This window comes from Pantoea sp. E956-1 (assembly GCF_982223955.1).
The window spans coordinates 61,146-83,417 of the sequence record NZ_CEUYZP010000002.1 but is presented as its reverse complement, the minus strand read 5'-3'; the positions used below and the strand labels follow the sequence as shown (position 1 = coordinate 83,417).

Below are 22,272 nucleotides of genomic sequence, written 5' to 3'. Positions count from 1 at the left end.
AACAGGCGGGTCACCCAGGGTGGCCCGCTTCATTTAGCTACGCCGCACTATCAGGGTTCGAAAGGCTGACGCTGGAACTGGTCATTGCCGCATTCCGGACAACGTGACAGCGTTTCAGGCGTGTAGATTGCCCGGGTGAACTGGCATTTCTCACAGACCAGATTGCCCAGCCCCACCACTTCCCCGCTCTGATAAACCCCGTGATGATGCAGATCCTGGAAGACCTCTCGCCACTCCAGCTGACTTTTATCGGTGATATCCGCCAGCTCTTTCCAGACGCTCTCACGGATGATGCGCATAAACAGTGAGTCCGCCAGCGGTTCTTCCACATCGGTGTAGCTGCGTGCAAACTCGCCCAGATCACGGCGCACTGAGCTGAGCGCCTGGTCAATCTCCTGTTCCGTCATATCATCGCGCACCAGCAACTGGCTTCGTCGCCCGGCAATCAGCTCATCAAGGTTACGATCGCCCTGACGGAGACGTTCGGTCAATACGGCTAACGACTCGCGATATTCCTGAGCCACTTTATTCATTTTGTTCTCCTTTATGCAGACCCTCGCTGAACTAAGTTTAGTCGTAATGTTGCTTTTGCCGTGTCGTCTGTACAGTGAATTACAAAAGGGTGAAGGCTCTGACGCTTTCGGCAGAAATCGTGCCGGCAAAAGTGGGAAGTGTTGTTGATACGCGGCCTTATGGGTATGCTATGCGGATCTTAGAGCCAGAAAAATGTTTTTCATAAAGGACCACAGGCAGCCATGCAAGAGCAATACCGCCCGGAAGAAATTGAATCCCGTGTGCAGCAGCACTGGGATGAAAACGAAACGTTTAAAGTGACTGAGCAGGAAGGTAAAGAGAAATACTATTGCCTCTCCATGTTGCCCTATCCTTCTGGCCGCCTGCACATGGGCCACGTTCGTAACTACACCATCGGCGACGTAATCGCGCGTTATCAGCGTATGCTCGGCAAAAACGTACTACAGCCGATTGGCTGGGATGCTTTCGGCCTGCCTGCGGAAGGCGCTGCGGTGAAAAACAACACTGCACCGGCCCCGTGGACTTACGACAATATCGCCTACATGAAAAACCAGCTCAAACTGCTGGGCTTTGGCTATGACTGGAGTCGTGAACTGGCAACCTGCCAGCCAGAATACTATCGCTGGGAACAGTGGTTCTTTACCAAACTGTATGAAAAAGGCCTGGTCTATAAAAAGACCTCTGCCGTGAACTGGTGCCCGAACGATCAGACGGTGCTGGCGAACGAGCAGGTGATCGATGGCTGCTGCTGGCGCTGCGACACCAAAGTTGAGCGTAAAGAGATCCCGCAGTGGTTTATCAAAATCACCGATTATGCGGAAGAGCTGCTGAACGACCTGGATACGCTGGAAGAGTGGCCTGAGCAGGTTAAAACCATGCAGCGTAACTGGATTGGCCGCTCTGAAGGTGTCGAAATCACCTTCGATGTGGCTGACAGCGAAGAGAAGGTCACCGTCTACACCACCCGCCCGGATACCTTTATCGGCGCAACCTATGTTGCTGTTGCCGCAGGCCATCCGCTGGCTACCCAGGCATCGGTCAATAATCCGGCGCTGGCTGACTTTATCGCTGAATGCCGCAATACCAAAGTGGCCGAAGCCGATATGGCGACCATGGAGAAGAAAGGCATGGCGACCGGCCTGTCTGTTGTTCATCCGCTGACCGGCGAACTTATCCCTGTCTGGGTTGCCAACTTTGTACTGATGGAATATGGCACCGGCGCCGTGATGGCGGTTCCGGCGCACGATCAGCGCGACTGGGAGTTTGCCACTAAATACGATCTGCCGATTAAACCGGTCATCCTGAATCTGGATGGTTCCATTCCTGACGTCAGCGCCGCGGCGATGACTGACAAAGGTGCGCTGTTCAACTCAGGTGAGTTTAACGGCATGGATCACGCCACCGGTTTTAACGCCATTGCAGATTTGCTGGCGGCAAAAGGCGTGGGCGTGCGTAAAGTGAACTACCGCCTGCGCGACTGGGGTGTCTCCCGTCAGCGCTACTGGGGTGCCCCTATCCCGATGGTGACGCTGGAAGACGGCACCGTCATGCCTGCACCAGAAGACCAGCTGCCGGTGATCCTGCCGGAAGATGTGGTGATGGATGGCATTACCAGCCCAATCAAAGCGGATCCGGAGTGGGCTAAAACCACGGTAAACGGCCAGCCTGCTCTGCGTGAAACTGACACCTTTGACACCTTTATGGAGTCTTCCTGGTACTACGCGCGTTATACCTGCGCCAGCTACAAGGAAGGCATGCTGGATCCGGCAGCGGCAAACTACTGGCTGCCGGTCGATCAGTATGTAGGCGGTATTGAACACGCCATCATGCACCTGATGTATTTCCGCTTCTTCCACAAGCTGCTGCGTGACGCGGGCCTGGTGAACTCTAATGAGCCAGCCAAACGTCTGCTGTGCCAGGGCATGGTGCTGGCTGACGCCTTCTACTCCCTCGGTGCCAACGGCGAGCGCAACTGGGTTTCACCGGTTGACGTTGAGGTTGAGCGGGATGAGAAAGGCCGCATTGTTAAAGCCACAGACACGCAGGGCCGTGAAGTGATCTACGCGGGCATGAGCAAAATGTCGAAGTCGAAAAACAACGGCATCGACCCACAGCTGATGGTTGAGCGTTACGGCGCGGATACCGTGCGTCTGTTTATGATGTTTGCTTCACCGGCGGAGATGACGCTGGAGTGGCAGGAGTCGGGCGTTGAAGGGGCGAACCGCTTCCTGAAACGTGTCTGGAAGCTGGTCTTCGAGCACACACAGAAAGGTGCGACCGTAGCACTCAATGTAGAGAGCCTGAATGACGAGCAGAAATCGCTGCGTCGCGATCTGCACAAAACCATCGCCAAAGTGGCGGATGATATTGGCCGTCGTCAGACTTTCAACACCGCCATTGCGGCGATCATGGAGCTGATGAACAAACTGGCACGCGCCCCGCAGGAAAGCGAGCAGGATCGCGCCCTGATGCAGGAAGCGCTGCTGGCCATCGTCCGTCTGCTCTATCCGTTTACCCCGCACGCCTGCTATGTTCTGTGGCAGACGCTGGGTGGCGAAGGCACTATCGATGAAGCGAGCTGGCCGGTTGCGGATGAAGCCGCTATGGTTGAAGATTCGCTGCTGGTAGTGGTTCAGGTTAACGGTAAAGTGCGCGGTAAAATCACCGTGCCAGCCGATGCAACACAGGAACAGGTTCAGGCACGCGCTGCGCAGGAGCATCTGGTAGCGAAGTATCTGGACGGCGTGACTATCCGTAAAGTCATTTATGTACCGGGCAAACTGCTTAACCTGGTCGTAGGTTAAGTTCAGGAGGAACTGTGCGACATCCGATTATCAGGCTGTTTGTCATGCTGGCGGTGGTGATCACCGCTGGCTGTGGTTTTCATCCGCGCGGCACCACTCAGGTGCCCAGCGAACTGAAAACCCTGATTGTTTCAACCGGCGATCCTTATGGGCCGCTGGCGCGTACTGTGCGTCAGCAGCTGCGTATCAACGATGTCAAAATTGTTGAAGACAGCAAACAGAATCGCACCGATATTCCGACGCTGCGTCTGGGTCCGGAAGCCTCGGGTCGTAATACCGCGTCGGTCTTTATCAGCGGCACTACTGCCGAGTATCAGCTGGTGATGACCCTCACTGCGCAGGTGCTGTTGCCAGGCAAAGGTATCTATCCTATCAGCACCACGGTTTATCGGTCGTTCTTCGATAACCCGAACGCTGCGCTGGCAAAAGATGCCGAGCAGGATCTGATTACGCAGGAGATGCGTCAGCGTGCTGCTGAACAGCTGGTACGTAAACTGCTGACGGTACACGCTGCGCAGATCAACAGCAAAGAGACCTTACCGGCGTCAGTGATTCCGGTGCCGGGTCAGGGTTCACAGGAAGCGCCCACTTCCTCTGCTACCAGCCTGCAATGATCAGGATTTATCCTGAGCAACTCAGCGCGCAGCTCCGTGAGGGGCTGCGCGCCTGTTATTTGTTAGCCGGTAACGAACCGCTGCTGCTGCAGGAAAGTTCAGATGCGATTCGCGTCGCCGCAACCGCGCAGGGATTCGAAGAACATTTTAGTTTTACGCTGGATGCACAGACTGACTGGGAGAGCCTGTTCGTCAGTTGCCAGTCACTGAGCCTGTTTGCTCAGCGTCAGACCATGACGCTGCAATTCCCCGATAATGGCCCTAACGCCGCGATGGCAGAACAGCTGGTTAAGCTGTCGCAGTTGCTGCACGCCGATATTCTGCTGATCTGCCGAATGGCGAAGCTGACCAAAGCGCAGGAAAACAGCGCGTGGTTTAAAGCGTTGTCCGCCTCTGCGGTATTGGTGCCCTGTCAGACGCCCGAACAGGCGCAACTGCCACGCTGGGTCGTTAATCGCGCTAAGGCGCTGAAATTATCGGTAGATGACGCGGCCGTGCAGCTATTGTGTTACTGCTATGAAGGCAATCTGCTGGCGCTGGCGCAGGCGCTGGAGCGGCTCTCGCTGCAGTGGCCCGACGGCAAGCTGACACTGCCCCGGGTTGAAGAAGCGGTCAGTGATGCCGCGCACTTTACTCCCTTCCACTGGGTGGATGCCCTGCTGGCGGGAAAAAGCCGCCGCGCCCTGCATATTCTGCATCAGCTGGAGAAAGAAGAGAGCGAAGTGGTGATACTGCTGCGTACGCTGCAGCGCGATCTGCTGACGCTGCTGCATCTGCAACGCCACCAGACAGCTCAGCCGCTGCGTACGCTGATGGATCAGCAGCGTATCTGGCAGAACCGCCGTGCGCTGTTTACCGACGCGCTGCAACGGCTGGATGCCACGCGTCTGCAACGCGCTATTCATCTGCTGAGCCAGATTGAGATCACCCTGAAACAAGATTATGGACAGCCGGTGTGGCCGCAGTTGCAGACCCTGACGCTGCTGCTCAGCAGTCGTGCTTTTCCGACGAGCTTTGCCCATGTCTGAGTTACACGCGCTGTTTGGCGGCACCTTTGATCCGATTCATTTTGGCCATCTGCGCCCGGTCGAAGCGCTGGCGCAACAGACCGGCCTGCAGAGTGTAACGCTGCTGCCCAACAATGTGCCGCCGCATCGTCCGCAACCGGAAGCCAGCGCTGCCCAGCGGGTTGCTATGCTGCGCTGCGCTATCCGCGACCTGCCGCTGTTTGAGATCGATACCCGCGAGCTGGAACGCGACACGCCGTCCTGGACCGTGACCACCCTGGAAGCCTGGCGAACCGAGCGCGGTGCAGAGCAGCCGCTGGGATTTATTATTGGTCAGGATTCATTGCTGAGCTTATCAAAATGGCATCGCTGGCAGGATCTGCTGTCACTCTGCCATCTGCTGGTGTGCCAGCGACCCGGCTATCCGACCCGGTTCGACTCGCCTGACATGCAGCGCTGGCTTGAGCAACACCTCGCTCAGGATATCCGGCAGTTGCATCAGCAGCCCGCAGGCCATATCTGGCTGGCGGACACTCCTCTCTATGACATTTCGGCCACGGAAATTCGCCGCCGTCGCCACCAGAATCAGCCCTGCGACGATCTGTTGCCCGCTGCGGTTATCGATTATATCGACCGCGAAGGCTTATATCGCGACTGATCCGGGCATGCTATACTACGCCGCTTAATTTTTTGGCTGCACTCTCCGGGCTTACAGCCGGCTCGTTACCACCAGATTCCAAGGGGAACCTTTTGCAAGGTAAAGCACTCCAAGAGTTCGTTATTGATAAGATTGATGATCTCAAAGGCCAGGACATTGTCACCATCGACGTTCAGGGCAAATCCAGCATCACCGATTTCATGATCATCTGCACCGGCACCTCCACGCGTCATGTGACTTCGATCGCAGAACACGTAGAGCAGGAGTCACGTTTAGCAGGCCTGATGCCATTAGGCATTGAAGGTAAAGGCGCGGCAGACTGGGTCGTGGTCGATCTGGGTGATGTCATCGTGCATGTGATGCAGGAAGAGAGTCGCCAGCTGTATGAGCTGGAAAAACTCTGGGGCTAATCGGTGAAACTGCAACTTGTTGCCGTCGGCACGAAAATGCCTGACTGGGTGCAGACCGGTTTTATGGAATATCTGCGCCGCTTCCCGAAAGATATGCCGTTTGAGCTGACCGAAGTGACCGCAGGTAAACGCGGTAAAAATGCTGATATCAAACGCATTCTTGAAAAAGAGGGTGAAGCGATGTTAGCAGCGGTCGGCAAAGGCAATCGCATCGTCACGCTGGATATTCCTGGTCATCCGTGGGAAACCCCGCAGCTGGCGCAGCAGCTTGAACGCTGGAAGCTGGATGGTCGCGATGTCAGCCTGCTGATTGGCGGGCCTGAAGGCCTGGCCCCTGCCTGTAAAGCGGCGGCAGAGCAGAGCTGGTCACTGTCAGCATTGACGTTGCCCCATCCGCTGGTGCGCGTGCTGGTAGCCGAAAGTCTGTATCGGGCCTGGAGCATAACGACAAATCATCCTTATCATCGTGAATGACCGATCAGCCCACATCAGACATGACAAGTAGCGGATGAAATTACAAAGCAACGCCTTTCGCGATTACAGCGCCGAACAGAAACTCTTTGTCCGTCGGGCTTTTATCGCCTTCGTCGGTATCTTACTGCTCTCTTCAGTCCTGGTGGTTAACCTTTACCACCTGCAGATTCTTCGCTTTGATGATTACAGCACCCGCTCCAACCAGAACCGTATCAAACTGGTGCCTGTGGCTCCCAGCCGCGGCATAATCTACGATCGTACCGGCACACCGCTGGCACTGAACCGCACCATCTATCAGGCAGAACTGGTTCCGGAAAAAGTTGATAATCTGCAACAGACCCTGGAAAACTTACGCCCGATTCTTGAGCTGACTGACGAAGACCTCGAAAACTTCCAGAAAGAGCGCAAACGCTCGCGTCGTTTCACCTCCATCCCGGTTAAAACCGGTCTGAATGATGTGCAGGTCGCGCGCTTTGCGGTCAATCAGTACCGCTTCCCCGGCGTGGAAGTCAAAGGTTACCAGCGACGCTACTACCCTTACGGTGCCACGCTGACCCACGTGGTCGGTTACGTCTCAAAAATCAACGATCGTGATGTTGCACGCCTCGATAAAGAGGGTATATGGCCTAACTACGCCGCGACGCACGATATCGGTAAGCTGGGCATTGAAGCCTATTACGAAGATTTGCTGCACGGCAAAACCGGCTTTGAAGAGGTTGAGGTCAACAACCGTGGCCGGGTCATTCGCCAGCTGCATGAGGAGTCCCCTCAGGCAGGCCGTGATATCTATCTGACTATCGATCTCAAACTGCAGCAATATGTCGAGACCCTGCTGGCGGGCAGTCGCGCGGCCGTCGTGGTCAGCGACCCGCGCACCGGCGAAATCCTCGCCATGGTCTCTACGCCCAGCTATGACGCCAACCTGTTTGTCGACGGTATTTCCAGTAAGGATTACCGCGGCCTGCTGGAAGATGAAAACCGCCCGCTCTATAACCGTGCGATTCAGGCCGCCTATCCACCGGCTTCGACGGTTAAACCTTATGTGGCGGTCTCTGCCCTGAGTGCTGGCGTGATTAACCGCAATACCAGCCTGTTTGATCCCGGCTGGTGGCAACTTCCCGGTTCAGAAAAACGCTTCCGCGACTGGAAAAAATGGGGCCACGGACGTCTGAACGTCACCAAAGCGCTGGAAGAGTCTGCCGATACCTTCTTTTATCAGGTTGCCTATGACATGGGCATCGACCGTCTGTCGGAGTGGATGAATAAATTTGGTTACGGTAGCCGTACCGGCATCGATTTACCGCAGGAGAGCGCCGGTAACATGCCGACCCGCGACTGGAAACAGAGACGCTTTAAAAAGCCGTGGTATCAGGGCGATACCATTCCGGTGGGGATCGGACAGGGTTACTGGACCGCTACGCCGTTGCAGATGAACAAAGCGATGATGATTCTGATCAACGACGGTGTCGTCAAGGTGCCGCATATGCTGCGCGCCACCCGCGAAGGCCGGACTCTGGTGCCCTATCGCCAGCCGCCTGAAGCCCCGATTGGTGATATCCATTCCGGCTACTGGGAAATTGCCAAAGATGGCATGTATGGCGTGGCGAATCGGCCCAACGGCACCGCGCATAAGAGCTTTGCCGATGCGCCCTATAAAATCGCCGCCAAGTCCGGTACCGCCCAGGTCTTTGGTCTGAAAGAAAATGAAACCTATAACGCCCATAAAATTGCTGAACGATTACGCGACCATAAATTAATGACCGCGTTTGCCCCTTATGACAAACCTCGGGTCGCCGTGACCATTATCCTGGAAAACGGTGGCGCCGGTCCGGCTGTCGGCACCGTCATGCGCCAGATTCTGGATCACATTATGTTGGGTGATAACAATACTGTCCTGCCGGACGCCGCGCCTGTGCCGCCCGGTTATGAAGGTGAATAAACATGTCGATGCAAGATAGTCCGCAGAAACGTTCGATCTGGATGCGCATCCACATCGATCCGCTGTTTATGCTGATCATTCTCGGCCTGCTGACCTACAGCGCCGTGGTGATCTGGAGCGCCAGTGGTCAGGATCCCGGCATGATGGAGCGTAAACTCGGTCAGATCGCGATGGGGCTGGTGATCATGATTGTGCTGGCGCAGGTGCCGCCGCGCGTCTATGAAGGCTGGGCGCCCTATCTCTATATTGTCTGCGTCATTCTGCTGGTGGCGGTGGATGCCTTTGGGCAGATTAGTAAAGGCGCCCAACGCTGGCTCGATCTCGGCTTTGTGCGTTTTCAGCCCTCTGAGATTGCCAAGATCGCGGTGCCTTTGATGGTGGCGCGCTTTATCAACCGCGATGTCTGTCCGCCAACGCTGAAAAATACCGGCATTGCGCTGATTCTGATCTTCCTGCCCACCCTGCTGGTGGCGGCACAGCCCGATCTCGGCACCTCGATTCTGATTGCCGCCTCCGGCTTGTTTGTGCTGTTCCTCTCGGGTATGAGCTGGAAACTGATTGGCGTGGCCGTGTTGCTGGTCGCCGCCTTTATCCCGATTTTGTGGTTTTTCCTGATGCACGATTATCAGCGTGACCGCGTGATGATGCTGCTCGACCCGGAAACGGACCCGCTGGGTGCGGGTTATCACATTATCCAGTCGAAAATTGCTATTGGCTCGGGAGGCCTGCGCGGCAAAGGCTGGCTGCAGGGCACCCAGTCTCAGCTGGAGTTTTTGCCGGAACGTCATACCGACTTTATCTTTGCGGTTCTGGCCGAAGAGTTAGGCCTGGTTGGCGTGCTGCTGCTGCTGACCCTTTATCTGCTGCTAATCATGCGGGGATTGGTTGTGGCAGCCCGGGCGCAGACCACCTTTGGCCGGGTCATGGCGGGCGGTTTAATGCTGATTTTATTCGTTTATGTTTTCGTTAACATTGGCATGGTTAGTGGTATCTTACCGGTAGTTGGCGTGCCGCTGCCGCTGGTCAGTTATGGCGGCTCCGCGCTTATCGTGCTTATGGCGGGATTTGGCATTGTGATGTCGATCCACACTCACCGAAAAATGTTATCTAAAAGTGTCTAAGAGGCTGCAGATGCGTAAGGAATGGCTTGGCGTTGCACTGGCATCACTGGTTCTGGCGGCCTGTACCACGCCGGAACCCCAAAATACGGCGCCGCCGCAACCGGCTTACAATGGACCGGTGGTGGAGATTCCAGGCGTTGAGCCACGTTATGAGCCGATCAATCCAGGCACCAGCCAGGATTACAGCGTGAACGGCAAAAATTATCGCGTCATCAAAGATCCGTCGAACTACAGTGAAGTCGGCCTCGCCACCTGGTACGGTGAAGAGGCGAAGGGTAACCGCACCGCTACCGGCGAAGCCTACGATCCCGATGCGCTGACCGCGGCCCACCCTACTCTGCCGCTGCCGAGCTATGTGCGCGTGACCAATATCGCGAATGGCCGTCAGATTGTGGTGCGCGTTAACGATCGCGGCCCTTACACGCCAGGACGCATTATCGACCTGTCGCGGGCTGCCGGCGACCGCCTGAATATCTCCAATAATTCGCGCGTGCGGGTTGATTACATCAAGGTCGCCCCAGACGGCACGCTCTCTGGCCCCGGCACCATCGGGACCGTCGTGGCAAAACAGAGCTACTCTCTGCCTGCCCGTCCTGACCTGAGTGGTGGCGCGGTAATGAACGGCGGCAGCGCAGCGCCCTCAGAGCCGCCTGCGCAAAATGTTGAGGCCATCAGCAACAGCACGCTGCAAAGCGGTGACAACATGGGCGCGCCGGTGCAGAGTAGCGGCTTTCTTGGTGCACCCCAGCCATTAGCGACCGGCGTACTGGAAGGAAACGAACCGCCAGCCGCCGCACCCGCCAGTTCCGCACCGGAAGGCAGTGCTGCTCCCGCAGCAGCCAGCGCCGCGCCTGCAGCCAGTAGTGGTGCCGGTGGATATGTGGTGCAAGTCGGTGCGCTGAATGACCCGGCACGTGCCCAGCAGATGATGAAAAGCCTGAGCCAGCGTTATGGCGTGCCCGGTAAGGTAGAAAACGCGGGCAACAATGTGTATCGCGTTCAGCTCGGCGGCTATACCTCCCGCGCCGAAGCGGCTGCGCTGCAACAGCGTCTGAGCAGTGAAGGCCAGGCCGCCTCATTTATTACTAACACGCGTCGCTGAACCGTTTGTCAGACAGCTGCACGTTACGTCTGCTAACAACCCAATCATCATGCCCGGTGCCAGTTAATCTGGCATTGAGTATGATGAGTGACATTTTCAACCTCAAACTCACGGATGTTGTAGTCCTACACATGAACACGCTGAAATCATCTCGTTTGCTGAAACGCCTGACAGTGGGATCACTGATCGCTTTCTCTCTCAGCCATGCTGCTATTGCTGATGACGTCAATCTCAAGACCATGATTCCGGGCGTGCCGGACATTGATGCCGAAGCGTACGTCCTTATCGACTACAACTCAGGCAAAGTGCTGGCAGAGAAAAATGCCGATGCACGCCGCGATCCTGCCAGTCTGACCAAGATGATGACCAGCTATGTCATTGGTCAGGCCGTTAAAGCGGGTAAAATTCATCAGGACGATATGGTCACCGTCGGCCCGGATGCCTGGGCGACCGGCAACCCGGTGTTCAAAGGCTCCTCGCTGATGTTCCTGAAGCCAGGTGACCGCGTGCCGGTCTCTCAGTTGACCCGCGGGATTGTGCTGCAGTCCGGTAACGACGCCTGTGTTGCGATGGCTGACTATGTCGCTGGCAGCCAGGATGCGTTCGTTAACCTGATGAACAACTACGTCAAAGCGATTGGCCTGCAGAATACCCACTTCCAGACCGTCCACGGCCTGGACGCTGAAGGTCAGTACAGCTCCGCGCGCGACATGGCGCTGATCGGTCAGGCGCTGATCCGTGACGTGCCGGAAGAGTATGCTGTTTATAAAGAGAAAGAGTTCACCTTCAACAATATCCGTCAGATGAACCGTAACGGTCTGCTGTGGGATACCAACCTGAACGTGGATGGCATTAAAACCGGCCACACCAATGCAGCAGGTTACAACCTGGTGGCGTCAGCGACTGAAGGTCAGATGCGTCTGATCTCCGCTGTTATGGGCGGTCATACCTACAAAGGTCGTGAAACCGAGAGTAAGAAACTGCTCACCTGGGGTTTCCGTTTCTTTGAAACCGTTGCGCCACTGAAAGCGGGCAAAGAGTTCGCCTCTGAGCCAGTCTGGTTCGGCGATAACGACCGTGTGCAGCTGGGCGTGGAAAAAGATGCTTACCTGACCATCCCGCGTGGCCGCATGAAAGATCTGAAAGCCAGCTATGTGCTGACCAACACGGAACTGCATGCACCACTGAAGAAAAACCAGGTAGTCGGCAGCATCAACTTCCAGCTGGATGGCAAGACTATTGAACAGCGTCCGCTGGTGGTGCTGAACGAGATCTCTGAAGGAGGTTTCTTTGGCCGTATCGTTGATTACATCAAGCTGATGTTCCATCACTGGTTCGGTTAAGCGTGGCGGGTGATTGAAAAATCACCCCTTCGCCCCCATTACCAGATATTATGATGCTCCCGCTCAGGCGGGAGCCTGTTTTTTATGCACCGGAGTTAATATGAAAACCAAACTGAATGAGCTGCTCGAATTCCCTACCCCGTTTACCTACAAAGTAATGGGTCTGGCACAACCGGAGCTGGTTGATCAAGTGGTTGAAGTGGTGCAACGCCATGCGCCAGGCGACTACAGTCCTGAAGTTAAGCCGAGCAGCAAAGGCAACTATCACTCCGTAAACATCACTATCACCGCCACCCACATCGAGCAGGTGGAACGCCTGTACGAAGAGCTGGGCAACATCGAAATTGTGCGAATGGTACTGTAATTTACGGGTCGGCAAGGCGCCTCTGCCTGACGGTTTGCCGACGTTATCCTCAGCGTTTTTTTCTTTAGCGGGCACTCGTTTTGTCAGTTGAAACTCTTCTTGTCCGTCAGTCAGGTCTGCGCGACTGGCAATCTGTCTCCGACGCCATGCATCACTATACCGACCAGCGCAACGACCAGAGTCGTGATGAGATCTGGCTGGTTGAACATCCTCCGGTCTTTACTCAGGGTCAGGCGGGCAAAGCAGAGCATCTGCTGATGCCAGGCGAGATCCCGGTGGTGCAGAGTGACCGTGGGGGTCAGGTCACCTATCACGGGCCGGGACAGCAGGTGATGTACGTCCTGATCGATGTGAAACGCCGTAAGCTCGGCGTACGCCAGCTGGTGACCATTCTGGAAGAGACGGTTATCGCCACCCTGGCAGAATTTGGCGTCAGCTCCCGCGCCCGTGCTGATGCACCTGGCGTCTACGTTGGGGAAGAGAAAATCTGCTCACTGGGATTACGCATCCGTAAAGGCTGCTCGTTTCACGGTCTGGCGCTGAATGTTGCCATGGATTTGTCGCCCTTCCTGCGCATCAATCCCTGTGGTTACGCCGGCATGAGCATGACCCAGTTGAAAAATTTCCAGCCAGAGGTGACGACAGAGCAGGTACACTCGCCGCTGGTCAACGCGTTTGCACGGCTGTCAGGTTATGAAAATGTTGAATGGATTTCAGGGGATCTCCCTGTTAAACCTTAACGCAGAATGCGAATTTACAAATATGTAACTTATCCGCGCTGACTGTGGCTGCTTCGCAGGCGATGTGATGATATAATTTTTGCACTTTTTTCAAATAAAGTTGAAAGCAGCCTTCCCGGTTTGAGTGGGAACGCTTTCAAATCGCAATCCGACCGGAACCTGCTGATTTATGAGTAAACCAATTCAGATGGAACGCGGCGTCAAATATCGTGACGCAGACAAAATGGCGCTGATCCCGGTGAAAACCGTGGCTGTTGAACGGCAGGAGATGTTGCGTAAGCCGGAATGGATGAAAATCAAGCTGCCAGCTGACTCCAGTCGTATTCAGGGCATTAAAGCCGCGATGCGCAAAAACGGGCTGCACTCAGTCTGTGAAGAGGCATCCTGCCCTAACCTCGCTGAATGCTTCAACCACGGCACCGCCACCTTTATGATCCTTGGCGCAATCTGTACCCGTCGTTGTCCGTTCTGCGATGTGGCACATGGCCGCCCCAATGCGCCTGATGCTAACGAACCCGCTAAACTGGCGCAGACGATTGCCGATATGGGCCTGCGCTACGTGGTGATCACCTCGGTTGACCGCGATGATTTGCGTGATGGTGGCGCACAGCACTTTGCCGACTGCATCAGCGCGATTCGCGAAAAAAATCCGACGATCAAAATCGAAACGCTGGTGCCGGACTTCCGTGGCCGTATGGATCGCGCGCTGGAGATTCTCACCGCGACGCCACCAGATGTGTTTAACCACAATCTGGAAAACGTACCGCGCGTCTACCGCCAGGTGCGTCCGGGCGCAAACTACGAGTGGTCACTGAAGCTGCTTGAACGTTTCAAAGAGGCGCATCCTGATATCCCGACAAAATCGGGTCTGATGGTGGGTCTGGGTGAAACCAATGCAGAAATCGTTGAAGTGATGCGCGATCTGCGTCGCCATGGTGTCACCATGCTGACGCTGGGACAGTATCTGCAGCCGAGTCGTCACCACCTGCCGGTTCAGCGCTACGTCAGCCCGGCTGAGTTCGATGAGATGAAAGAAGAAGCGATGGCGATGGGCTTTACCCATGCCGCGTGCGGTCCGTTTGTCCGCTCTTCGTATCATGCGGATATGCAGGCCAAAGGCGAAGAAGTGAAATAAGTACGCCTCTGCGGTCAGAAACCGGAAAAAACAAAAAACCAGACTGGAGACAGCCTGGTTTTTTTATCTGTGCCTGAAATAAAAAGTAACAGTTATTTGCAGCAAATAACCGATTAATCTTTATGAACGACGCGTTCTGCCGGCGCGTCTTCAGCCGCAGTTCGGGTTGCGCTGGTATCTTCATCTTTCATGGCTTTTTTAAAGCCCTTGATTGCGGAACCCAGATCGCCACCCAGTGAGCGCAACTTGTTGGTACCAAAAAGCAGTACGATAAGCGCACCGATAATCAGCAGCTTGGCAATACTGATACCTTCCATATTTAACCTTTCAACTTTATCGAATCACGGTGACTGTTATTTACGCGCAGTTTGCCTGTGGCGACAACTGCAATCTGTAACAGAGTAAGATCTCAGATAAAGCGACTGAGAAACGCCTGGGTGCGGGGATGCTGTGGATTCGCGATCACCTCTTCAGGCGTGCCCTGCTCTACCACCACACCCCCATCCATAAAGACCACCCGATCGGCGGCTTCACGCGCAAAGCTGATTTCATGGGTCACTACGATCATCGTTAATCCCTGGTCGGCCAGGGTACGCATGGTCGCCAGTACTTCACCTACCAGTTCCGGATCGAGCGCGGAGGTCGGCTCATCAAACAGCATCAGCTGCGGTTTGATCGCCAGCGCCCGCGCAATCGCCACACGCTGCTGCTGTCCGCCCGACAGATGACGTGGCCAGGCGTGCGCTTTATCGCTTAACCCCACCGTCGCCAGCAGCGATCGGGCATGGGCCATCGCCTCCTGACGCGGGAATTTATGCACGCCGATGGGCGCTTCAAGGATGTTCTGCAGCACAGTCATATGGGGGTAGAGATTGAACTGCTGGAACACCATGCCAATTTTCTGGCGCTGATGGGCGATCTGGCGTGGCGACAACCGGTGCAGCACATGCCCTTTAAGTACGTAACCGATCTGCTCATCACCGACCCGAATCGATCCGGCGTTCATCTCTTCAAGATGATTAATGCAGCGCAGAAACGTAGATTTACCGGAACCGGACGGCCCGAGGATCACCACGACCTCACCGGGCCAGACATCCAGATCGATTCCTTTCAGAACCTGATTGTCGCCGTAATTCTTCTGCACGTTGCGGGCGCAGACCAGGGGTTCATGCTGACTCATTGTTCCTCCTGCTGGGGTTGCGCGTTAGCCGCGACGGCGGCGCGTCTGGGGGCGCTGGCCACCCGACGAGTGCCACGCGCGTAGTAACGCTCGATGGCGGACTGGCCCAGATTGAGGATCGAGGTGATCAGCAGATACCAGATCACCGCCACCATCAGCATCGGAATGATCTCGAAGGTACGGTTGTAGATCGCCTGCACTGAGTAGAGCAGATCGCCCATTGCGATCACACTGACCAGCGACGTCGCCTTGATCATGCTGATCAGCTGGTTGCCAGTAGGCGGAATAATCGATCGCATCGCCTGCGGAATGATGATGCGCCGCAGCGCACGTGAACGACTCATACCAAAGGCCTGCGTGGTCTCTACCTGACCGTTATCCACCGACAGCAGACCGGCGCGAATAATTTCTGCCATATAGGCCGCTTCATTCAGCGCCAGCCCGGCAATAGCCGCCGTCAGCGGGGTGATCAGATCGTTGGTATTCCAGCTGGCCAGCGTGATATCGGTCCACGGCAGCGTCAGCGACAGCGCCGGAAACAGCGTAGAAAGGTTGTACCAGAAGATCAGCTGCACCAGCAGCGGCGTGCCACGAAAGAACCAGATATAGAGTCCGGCAACGCTGCGCAGCAACCGGTTCTCAGAGAGCCGCCAGACGCCCAGCAGCAGGCCGAGCAGCGTGCCGAGCACCATCGACACCACTGTCAGCCCCAGAGTGACCTGCAACCCTTTAAGCACGGATCCTTCCGTAAACCACTTGAGCACCACCTGCCATTCAAAGTTAGGGTTGGTCGCCACCAGCCACAACAGATTAGTGCCGATCACCAGCACTAAAATCCAGCTGATCCAGCGTCCGTAAGTGGGCGCGCTGCGAGCGAACGCCACGTCGCGCAGCTGTGCCTCGCCTCTGTCACCGCTGTGCAGATGGCGCGGCGGGCTCATTTGCTGGCCTCTTTCGCCAGATTCAGTCCGGGTGCGGTGGTCATGTTGCCCTCAAGCTGCCACTTTTTCATGATGGCCGCATACGTCCCGTTCTGATACAGCTCTTTGTAGGCATCCAGCACCACCTGACCCAGCGGCGAGCCTTTCGGCACCACCGTGCCCTGGAAAATATCGCCAAAGCCGTTTTTCTGCCCTTTGCCTGCCAGCTCAAGTTGCCCCTTCGCCTGATTAACAAAGTAAGTCAGCGGCGCCTGTGATGAGAAGAACGCATCGGAGCGTTTAGAGCGTACCGCCAGAATTGATGAAGGCTGATCGGTAAAGGCCTGCACCGTCACTGGCGGTTTCCCGTCGGCCACACACCGGGCTGACTGCTTACGGATAACCTGTTCCGCAGAGCCAGCCGCCATGACGGCGATGCGCTTGCCGCAGGTGTCGTCCAGCTGATTGATTCTGGCCGGATTGCCCTTCTGCACGCCAAACACCACAAACTCCTGCACAAAATCGATGAAATCTACTTTCTGCTGACGGTCCGGATAATCACCAATCGGCCCAATCGCCAGCTGATAACGCCCCGCATTGATGCCGGTGAGTACGCCCGATAAACCACTCACCGTCGCATGCTCGATCTTCACACCCAGCAGTTGCGCCAGCGCAGTGGTTAACTCTGCTGAAGCGCCCTCCATTGAGTGCGGGCCATTCACAATTTCATAGGGCGGAAATGAGCCGTTATTCACTGAAATCATTTTGCCCGATTTTTTGATCTCATCCGGCAGCCTGTCATGCAGCGCCTGGTCAACTTTTTGCACCGGAATAGCGTCGGCAGCCTGCGCCAGGGATGCAGTCAGCCCCAGCGCCACGATTAAGGCGGTTGCTCTCTTCGTCATAATGGATTCCTGGTTCAGCGGATCAGTTGAGTTCGGGACGGGCAAAGCGCCGGTTTTCCAGCACCGGCAGCACCCGGCGGGCATAGGCGACGCGCTCAGGATCGAGATCGGCAAACAGCAGCGCCGGTGATTCCGCCGCATTCGCCACCGCTACGCCCAGCGGATCGACCACCAGACTGTTGCCGATATTGCGCGGGCCACACTCCCCCACCGCCACCATATAGCAGGTGTTCTCCAGCGCACGGGCGCGGGTCAGCAGTTCCCAGTGCATCTCTTTCAGCGGACCTTTAACCCAGGCGGCAGGCAGCACCAGCACCTCTGCACCATCCAGCACCAGCCGACGCGCCAGCTCCGGGAAGCGCACGTCATAGCAGGTCATTAATCCGACTTTCATACCCGCGACCTCAATCAGCGGCGGAATGACGTGGCCGGGATTGACCCGCTGCGACTCCTGCATCGCAAAGGCATCGTACAGATGCAGCTTTTCATAGGCGGCGATGATCTCACCGTTGCGGATCGCCACCAGCACGTTGAGCGCTTTTTGCTCGCCGGTGGGAACGTGAATGCTCATCATGGTGGTCAGCGCAGTGTGCTTGCTGGCGGCCAGCAACTGGCTCAGAAAAGGGCCATCCAGCGGTTGCGCCGCCTTCAGCACTAAATCGGGGTCGGCGATATCACGTGCCAGCACCCCTTCCGGCAGTACCAGCAGATCGGCGCCACCTTCTGCCGCCCGCTGCATTAAGTCCAGACAGATACGGGCGTTCTCCTGCCATTCGCGGTTCACCGCAAATTGTCCCAGTGCCACTTTCATCATTTCTCTTCTCCCGCAGCGGCCGGAAACATTGCTTCCGGCGTCAGTACCTGATGAGTCAGCCCTTGCTCATAAAGCTCACGGCCAAAGTCCGCAATCATCTTTCTGTTAACGCTAAAACCATTCTGATTCCACTCAGCGGGCAATTCCTGCGCAGTGCGTCGCAAATCGTCCAGCAGCCACGGCGTGGTGTCGGCATATTTCTCTCGTTTCTGCATCCACAGCCGGTAAGAGCGATCGATGACCTCACTTAACGCCGCTGGCAGCCATGGATGCTCCGCCGCCAGTGCCGGTTTCAACGCCAGAATGTGGATGCCCGGCACATAGCCGACACGATTAAAGTAGTCCCGTTCCGCCTGATAAAAATCGGTCTGCAACTGCCGTAATCCTGAATCAGGCAGGAAAAAGCCCTCCGGCATAAATGGCGTGAAGATGGCATCCAGCTCACCCGCCTGCAGCATCTCTATCAGCGGTCGCTCGTCGGGCGCGGGTTCAATGCGGCCCGGGCGGCCAAATCCCGCCAGCCGATCGACAATCGGATGATCGGCAGTAAGACGGCCGGCATACCAGAACACATCATCGATTTCGACGCCTGCTTCACGCAGCACTGTGCGTGTCCAGGTATTGCCCGAATCCTGCCAGCCGGTGACACCGATTCTCTTACCTTTCAGCTGCGCAGGCGTGGTGATGGGGCTGTTGCTGGTGGTGATAATGCAGCGCTGGCGGAAGCCGCGCATCAGGAAGTGCGGCAGGCCAAGCAGTGTTTCGTCTCCTCTGGCCCGGCCCTGAGCATAGCGGCTGAAGGAGACTTCGCCCGCGTCATAGTCGGGGCTGGTCGCCAGATCATTCACCAGCGTGCCGACGCGGTCGATCTGCAGTTCAAAACCTTCTGGTCTGATATCGCCCAGCGCCAGCGGGGTGAAGTAGTCCCAGTCGCGTACCGCCAGTCTGATGAGTAGCCTTGCCATGATCTCTCCGTTTTCGCAGCACCGTCGGGACGGCGCATAAAATAGTGCTTGAATTTGATACTAGATCCGGAATACTTACCTGAACAATCATTAATTTGTTACTGAACAAAGTATTTTCTTATGACAGAGAGCGTCGACCTCAACTGGTTTTGCAGCCAGATAAAATCGCCTTCGGTGAAAGGCATTGCACAGGCAGCCTCCGCGCTGATTCGTGACGGACAGATCGCGACAGGCATGCAGATGCCTGCGGTGCGGGAGATAGCGGAGCAGCTGGGTGTCAGCCCGGCAACCGTTTCTGCTGCCTGGGCGCAGCTCAGAAAGCAGAAAGTGCTGGCGGGCAAGGGGCGCAGTGGTGTCTGGGTCAGTAGTAATACGGTGATGCCACGTCCGATTCGCTTTGAGAAGATCGGCAACTACGGCGATAACATCCGCGCCGATCTGACCCTCGCCGCGCCCGACCCCGCCCTGCTGCCTGACCTGCAGCGTGCGCTGCAGGCGGCCCTGCACTCACCGCAGCTCAACAGCTACACCCGTGAGGCGATTTCCGCGCCGCTGCTTCAGGCGATCGCGCCGCGCTGGCCCTATGCAGCAGAGGCGTTTCTGGCGACAGATGGCGGTTTTGACGCGATGAACTTGCTGGTGCAAACCCTGGTGTCGCCGGGTGATCGCGTGATTATTGAAGATCCAACCGCGACCCGGCTGCTCGATATACTGGATAACGTCGGCGCAGAAATTCTGCCGCTGGCGTGTGATGATCAAGGGCCGCTGCCTGAGGTTCTGTCTCTCCTGCTGGAGCAGGCACCGGTGATGCTGATCTATCAGCCCCGCACTCACTCGGCCACCGGGAACAGCATCAGCCCGGCACGACGTCAGGCACTGGCGCAGGTTCTGCAACAGAGCAACACACTGATCGTTGAGGATGATGGTATTGGCGATCTCTCTGCGGAGGCGAGCTGGAGCCTGGGTTCAATCTTTCCTGAACGCACGCTGCACGTCCGTTCGTTTTCCAAAGCCTATGGACCGGATCTGCGGCTGGCGGTGCTCTCTGCTACCTCGGAGATGGTCAGGCGCATTCAGTCATGGCGAAATTTTGGCGTCAGCTGGACCAGCCGTATTTTGCAGGATGCGGTGGCGTGGCTGCTGGAGAATGAGGAGACGCAACAGCAGATCGCCTTCGCACGCGCAACCTACCGGCAACGGCGTGAAGCGTTGCTGGCGGCGCTGGCACAGCGTGGGCTTGCTCTGCCGCTTCGCGACGGATTAAGCCTCTATATTCCGGTGACTTCAGAGCAGTTTGCCATGATTACGCTGGCTGCCCGCGGTATTGCGGTCGTGCCAGGCGAACGCTGTCGGCTCGGCCCTACCCAATTTATTCGCGTCAGTATCGCCAGCCTCAGGGATGATCAGCGGGAGATGATTGCCGGGGCGCTGGTCATCGCCAGCGGACGGGAAGTTAACTCGCTTGCAGATCTTTGATGAGATAACAGGGGGATTCAACATAGCCTTCACGGGCGTAGAACTGGTTCGCCTTGAGACGTGACTGATGGCAATGGACTTCCATGCGATCACAGCCACGACGAGCCGCCAGCGTTTCGGCATGCTGAATCAGCTGCTGGCCGACGCCTTTACTGCGTTCACCTTCTGCAATGCAGAAATAGCTGATGCGGGCAAAATCACCGGCCAGGGCCAGTTGAGGAATAAAATGCAGGGAAAGGAAACCCAGCACCTGACTGCCCTGTTCAGCCACCAACAGCGCTTCACTGGGATCGCTACATAGCTGCGCCAGGCGCTGTTCAATAAAGCTTTCGGTGCCGCCGTAGCCTAACTCACTCAGCAATGCACTCAACGCAAAACTGTCTTTCAACTCTGCCTGACGTATGTTCATCCTGCCTCCTCACTCACCGGGTTTTGTCGCACCGTTATATAGTGTCACAAGCTAAAAAGCTGCATTTCGGATTGTTATAAATAAGTTACGGGTATTTAGTGTGAACCGCCGCGCAGTTTGTGCGGCAACCCGCCGATACTGAGGGTATGGTCTGGAGGATGAAGCGCAGATTACAGCCATAAAAAAACCCGCCATAAGGCGGGTTTTTAGAATTCTGACTGTTAACTTACAGACTGATAACGTTAGCAGCAGATGGGCCTTTAGCGCCGTCGGTGATTTCAAACTCTACGCGCTGACCTTCAGCCAGAGTTTTGAAGCCGTTGCTCTGGATTGCAGAGAAATGTACGAATACATCTTTGCTGCCATCTTCAGGAGTAATGAAACCGAATCCTTTAGATTCATTAAACCACTTAACGTTACCTTTGATCTTAGACATCTATATTACCTTTACATGAAAAATGGACACTAAACTGTGTCGGGGTCTAGTACAGCAATTGCTGAGGGATTTGTCCAGCATGATTTGATGAAAAAGTGATAAATATCGACATTCTGTGCATCCATCACACTTTCCTGCTTTTCGACTTGCGAAACCCCATTGAACGGGTATCAGGCGCAAAGCGTGCGCCGGTCGCTAACCTGCTGGAAAAGAACCCCTTTTTAATTTTAAACGGTTACATTATTGACGTTAAAAAGAAAAATCTTATTAAAACGCATTCCTGTTCTTAATGACGGTTACGCCGGTAAAAGGACGATTTTTACCCTCATCCAGCGGGTAAATCTTATGAACTAAACGCCATTTTTTTGCTTTTACAGGCCACGGATGGACTACTGGCTATTTACTGAGCGCTGAATCTTACATTCACTGGCGCAGAGCCCGCACTTCCTCCAACAAAAAATGCGACTGCAGCGCCATTAACCCCAGTCAGAGCACGCTATTCGCGGGAATTTTAGCCAACCGGAAATAAACACTGAGCAAGATCAATGAAATGCTTTTTAGTAGCTAAATTCGCATTTGGCAACAAACAACCAGACTCATAAGAAATTACTTTTCTCATCGCACTCCGAAATAATACTGCCTGGCAACAGATAAAGTCTGCTTAACCGGACCGGCAGGAACAGGCATACGTTAATACTGAGCAAGAGGAGGATAAAAGACAGGATGGTGATGAAGATACGCTGCGGTCAGTGTGGAAGTGCCCGGTTCGTTTTTACTGATTACCGGGAAGAAGGAAATCCCAACTTTCATGGTGCCTACTGCGCATACTGTAAGAAACCGCTGGGCTCAGAGGATCTGCTGCCTAATACGCCGATGGATTCCATTACAAACGCTCTGCTGGCCAGCCAGAAAACATTTCGGG

General features: G+C 55.7%; 23 protein-coding genes. 14 read left to right on the top strand and 9 right to left on the bottom strand.

The window, feature by feature from the left end; genetic code table 11:
- Positions 1-50: 50 nt before the first annotated feature.
- A complete protein-coding gene (locus AC0T7J_RS07855; RefSeq protein ID WP_010258963.1) occupies positions 51-533 on the bottom strand; it encodes a zinc ribbon-containing protein in 483 nt (160 codons plus the stop codon).
- A 222-nt stretch (positions 534-755) separates the two neighbouring features.
- Here AC0T7J_RS07855 and leuS point away from each other — a divergent pair, with 222 nt between their 5' ends.
- The 13 genes from leuS to lipA all read left to right on the top strand — a co-directional run bounded on the left by leuS (position 756) and on the right by lipA (position 14,245).
- Positions 756-3,338, top strand: coding sequence for a leucine--tRNA ligase (gene leuS, locus AC0T7J_RS07850; protein WP_064704645.1), 2,583 nt, complete (start codon positions 756-758; stop codon positions 3,336-3,338).
- Positions 3,339-3,352: 14 nt separating this feature from the next.
- Entirely contained in the window at positions 3,353-3,952 is a 600-nt protein-coding gene (gene lptE / locus AC0T7J_RS07845) for an LPS assembly lipoprotein LptE (RefSeq protein WP_031592230.1), read from the top strand.
- Positions 3,949-4,980, top strand: coding sequence for a DNA polymerase III subunit delta (holA, locus tag AC0T7J_RS07840; RefSeq protein ID WP_010258966.1), 1,032 nt, complete (start codon positions 3,949-3,951; stop codon positions 4,978-4,980). Before lptE ends, holA begins: the two co-directional genes overlap by 4 nt.
- Positions 4,973-5,617, top strand: a complete 645-nt coding sequence (nadD, locus tag AC0T7J_RS07835) for a nicotinate-nucleotide adenylyltransferase (protein ID WP_473793330.1) — start codon at positions 4,973-4,975, stop codon at positions 5,615-5,617. Before holA ends, nadD begins: the two co-directional genes overlap by 8 nt.
- Positions 5,618-5,709: 92 nt before the next feature.
- Positions 5,710-6,027: a ribosome silencing factor gene (gene rsfS / locus AC0T7J_RS07830; protein ID WP_013357099.1), complete on the top strand. Its 318-nt coding sequence runs from the start codon at positions 5,710-5,712 to the stop codon at positions 6,025-6,027.
- A gap of 3 nt (positions 6,028-6,030) precedes the next feature.
- The gene (gene rlmH / locus AC0T7J_RS07825) at positions 6,031-6,501 is read left to right on the top strand and encodes a 23S rRNA (pseudouridine(1915)-N(3))-methyltransferase RlmH (protein WP_473793328.1); all 471 of its coding nucleotides are present in this window, start codon (positions 6,031-6,033) and stop codon (positions 6,499-6,501) included.
- Between the two features lie 34 nt (positions 6,502-6,535).
- Entirely contained in the window at positions 6,536-8,440 is a 1,905-nt protein-coding gene (gene mrdA, locus AC0T7J_RS07820; RefSeq protein ID WP_031592233.1) for a peptidoglycan DD-transpeptidase MrdA, read from the top strand.
- Between the two features lie 8 nt (positions 8,441-8,448).
- Positions 8,449-9,561: a peptidoglycan glycosyltransferase MrdB gene (gene mrdB, locus AC0T7J_RS07815; RefSeq protein WP_031592234.1), complete on the top strand. Its 1,113-nt coding sequence runs from the start codon at positions 8,449-8,451 to the stop codon at positions 9,559-9,561.
- Positions 9,562-9,571: 10 nt separating this feature from the next.
- Positions 9,572-10,663, top strand: a complete 1,092-nt coding sequence (gene rlpA / locus AC0T7J_RS07810) for an endolytic peptidoglycan transglycosylase RlpA (RefSeq protein ID WP_473793326.1) — start codon at positions 9,572-9,574, stop codon at positions 10,661-10,663.
- A 131-nt stretch (positions 10,664-10,794) separates the two neighbouring features.
- Complete coding sequence (dacA, locus tag AC0T7J_RS07805; protein ID WP_052271547.1) at positions 10,795-12,006, top strand: D-alanyl-D-alanine carboxypeptidase DacA; 1,212 nt, start codon at positions 10,795-10,797, stop codon at positions 12,004-12,006.
- A gap of 100 nt (positions 12,007-12,106) precedes the next feature.
- Positions 12,107-12,370 carry a DUF493 family protein YbeD gene (gene ybeD / locus AC0T7J_RS07800; RefSeq protein ID WP_003854030.1) on the top strand — a complete coding sequence of 88 codons (264 nt, stop codon included), beginning with the start codon at positions 12,107-12,109 and terminating at the stop codon, positions 12,368-12,370.
- Between the two features lie 80 nt (positions 12,371-12,450).
- Positions 12,451-13,110, top strand: a complete 660-nt coding sequence (lipB, locus tag AC0T7J_RS07795; RefSeq protein ID WP_473793324.1) for a lipoyl(octanoyl) transferase LipB — start codon at positions 12,451-12,453, stop codon at positions 13,108-13,110.
- A gap of 169 nt (positions 13,111-13,279) precedes the next feature.
- Positions 13,280-14,245, top strand: a complete 966-nt coding sequence (gene lipA, locus AC0T7J_RS07790; RefSeq protein ID WP_473793323.1) for a lipoyl synthase — start codon at positions 13,280-13,282, stop codon at positions 14,243-14,245.
- A gap of 113 nt (positions 14,246-14,358) precedes the next feature.
- Here the strand turns inward: lipA and tatE are convergent, their stop codons facing one another.
- The 6 genes from tatE to AC0T7J_RS07760 all read right to left on the bottom strand — a co-directional run bounded on the left by tatE (position 14,359) and on the right by AC0T7J_RS07760 (position 19,029).
- The gene (gene tatE / locus AC0T7J_RS07785; protein ID WP_473793321.1) at positions 14,359-14,562 is read right to left on the bottom strand and encodes a twin-arginine translocase subunit TatE; all 204 of its coding nucleotides are present in this window, start codon (positions 14,560-14,562) and stop codon (positions 14,359-14,361) included.
- A 92-nt stretch (positions 14,563-14,654) separates the two neighbouring features.
- The gene (locus AC0T7J_RS07780) at positions 14,655-15,425 is read right to left on the bottom strand and encodes an amino acid ABC transporter ATP-binding protein (RefSeq protein ID WP_473793319.1); all 771 of its coding nucleotides are present in this window, start codon (positions 15,423-15,425) and stop codon (positions 14,655-14,657) included.
- Positions 15,422-16,366: an amino acid ABC transporter permease gene (locus AC0T7J_RS07775; RefSeq protein WP_473793318.1), complete on the bottom strand. Its 945-nt coding sequence runs from the start codon at positions 16,364-16,366 to the stop codon at positions 15,422-15,424. Before AC0T7J_RS07775 ends, AC0T7J_RS07780 begins: the two co-directional genes overlap by 4 nt.
- On the bottom strand, positions 16,363-17,250 hold the full coding sequence (locus tag AC0T7J_RS07770; protein WP_473793316.1) for an ABC transporter substrate-binding protein: 888 nt from the start codon (positions 17,248-17,250) through the stop codon (positions 16,363-16,365). The genes AC0T7J_RS07775 and AC0T7J_RS07770 overlap by 4 nt, the downstream gene beginning before the upstream one ends.
- A 22-nt stretch (positions 17,251-17,272) precedes the next feature.
- The gene (locus AC0T7J_RS07765) at positions 17,273-18,061 is read right to left on the bottom strand and encodes a deaminated glutathione amidase (RefSeq protein ID WP_473793964.1); all 789 of its coding nucleotides are present in this window, start codon (positions 18,059-18,061) and stop codon (positions 17,273-17,275) included.
- On the bottom strand, positions 18,061-19,029 hold the full coding sequence (locus AC0T7J_RS07760) for an ABC transporter substrate-binding protein (RefSeq protein WP_473793314.1): 969 nt from the start codon (positions 19,027-19,029) through the stop codon (positions 18,061-18,063). The genes AC0T7J_RS07765 and AC0T7J_RS07760 overlap by 1 nt, the downstream gene beginning before the upstream one ends.
- Positions 19,030-19,149: 120 nt before the next feature.
- On the opposite strand from AC0T7J_RS07760, the gene AC0T7J_RS07755 reads away from it, so the two are divergent.
- The gene (locus AC0T7J_RS07755) at positions 19,150-20,505 is read left to right on the top strand and encodes an aminotransferase-like domain-containing protein (protein WP_473793312.1); all 1,356 of its coding nucleotides are present in this window, start codon (positions 19,150-19,152) and stop codon (positions 20,503-20,505) included.
- Here the strand turns inward: AC0T7J_RS07755 and AC0T7J_RS07750 are convergent.
- Positions 20,483-20,914, bottom strand: coding sequence for a GNAT family N-acetyltransferase (locus AC0T7J_RS07750; protein WP_473793310.1), 432 nt, complete (start codon positions 20,912-20,914; stop codon positions 20,483-20,485). The genes AC0T7J_RS07755 and AC0T7J_RS07750 overlap by 23 nt on opposite strands.
- Before the next feature lie 226 nt (positions 20,915-21,140).
- Positions 21,141-21,350 carry a transcription antiterminator/RNA stability regulator CspE gene (gene cspE, locus AC0T7J_RS07745; protein WP_006118399.1) on the bottom strand — a complete coding sequence of 70 codons (210 nt, stop codon included), beginning with the start codon at positions 21,348-21,350 and terminating at the stop codon, positions 21,141-21,143.
- Positions 21,351-22,272: the final 922 nt, after the last annotated feature.

Coding starts and splice junctions, on each gene's coding strand:
- AC0T7J_RS07755 (WP_473793312.1), top strand. CDS start 19,150: ATGACAGAGAGCGTCGACCTCAACTGGTTTTGCAGCCAGATAAAATCG.
- AC0T7J_RS07760 (WP_473793314.1), bottom strand. CDS start 19,029: ATGGCAAGGCTACTCATCAGACTGGCGGTACGCGACTGGGACTACTTC.
- ybeD (WP_003854030.1), top strand. CDS start 12,107: ATGAAAACCAAACTGAATGAGCTGCTCGAATTCCCTACCCCGTTTACC.
- tatE (WP_473793321.1), bottom strand. CDS start 14,562: ATGGAAGGTATCAGTATTGCCAAGCTGCTGATTATCGGTGCGCTTATC.
- nadD (WP_473793330.1), top strand. CDS start 4,973: ATGTCTGAGTTACACGCGCTGTTTGGCGGCACCTTTGATCCGATTCAT.
- AC0T7J_RS07770 (WP_473793316.1), bottom strand. CDS start 17,250: ATGACGAAGAGAGCAACCGCCTTAATCGTGGCGCTGGGGCTGACTGCA.
- leuS (WP_064704645.1), top strand. CDS start 756: ATGCAAGAGCAATACCGCCCGGAAGAAATTGAATCCCGTGTGCAGCAG.
- holA (WP_010258966.1), top strand. CDS start 3,949: ATGATCAGGATTTATCCTGAGCAACTCAGCGCGCAGCTCCGTGAGGGG.
- lipA (WP_473793323.1), top strand. CDS start 13,280: ATGAGTAAACCAATTCAGATGGAACGCGGCGTCAAATATCGTGACGCA.
- rlpA (WP_473793326.1), top strand. CDS start 9,572: ATGCGTAAGGAATGGCTTGGCGTTGCACTGGCATCACTGGTTCTGGCG.
- cspE (WP_006118399.1), bottom strand. CDS start 21,350: ATGTCTAAGATCAAAGGTAACGTTAAGTGGTTTAATGAATCTAAAGGA.
- AC0T7J_RS07765 (WP_473793964.1), bottom strand. CDS start 18,061: ATGAAAGTGGCACTGGGACAATTTGCGGTGAACCGCGAATGGCAGGAG.
- AC0T7J_RS07775 (WP_473793318.1), bottom strand. CDS start 16,366: ATGAGCCCGCCGCGCCATCTGCACAGCGGTGACAGAGGCGAGGCACAG.
- AC0T7J_RS07750 (WP_473793310.1), bottom strand. CDS start 20,914: ATGAACATACGTCAGGCAGAGTTGAAAGACAGTTTTGCGTTGAGTGCA.
- AC0T7J_RS07855 (WP_010258963.1), bottom strand. CDS start 533: ATGAATAAAGTGGCTCAGGAATATCGCGAGTCGTTAGCCGTATTGACC.
- mrdA (WP_031592233.1), top strand. CDS start 6,536: ATGAAATTACAAAGCAACGCCTTTCGCGATTACAGCGCCGAACAGAAA.
- dacA (WP_052271547.1), top strand. CDS start 10,795: ATGAACACGCTGAAATCATCTCGTTTGCTGAAACGCCTGACAGTGGGA.
- mrdB (WP_031592234.1), top strand. CDS start 8,449: ATGCAAGATAGTCCGCAGAAACGTTCGATCTGGATGCGCATCCACATC.
- AC0T7J_RS07780 (WP_473793319.1), bottom strand. CDS start 15,425: ATGAGTCAGCATGAACCCCTGGTCTGCGCCCGCAACGTGCAGAAGAAT.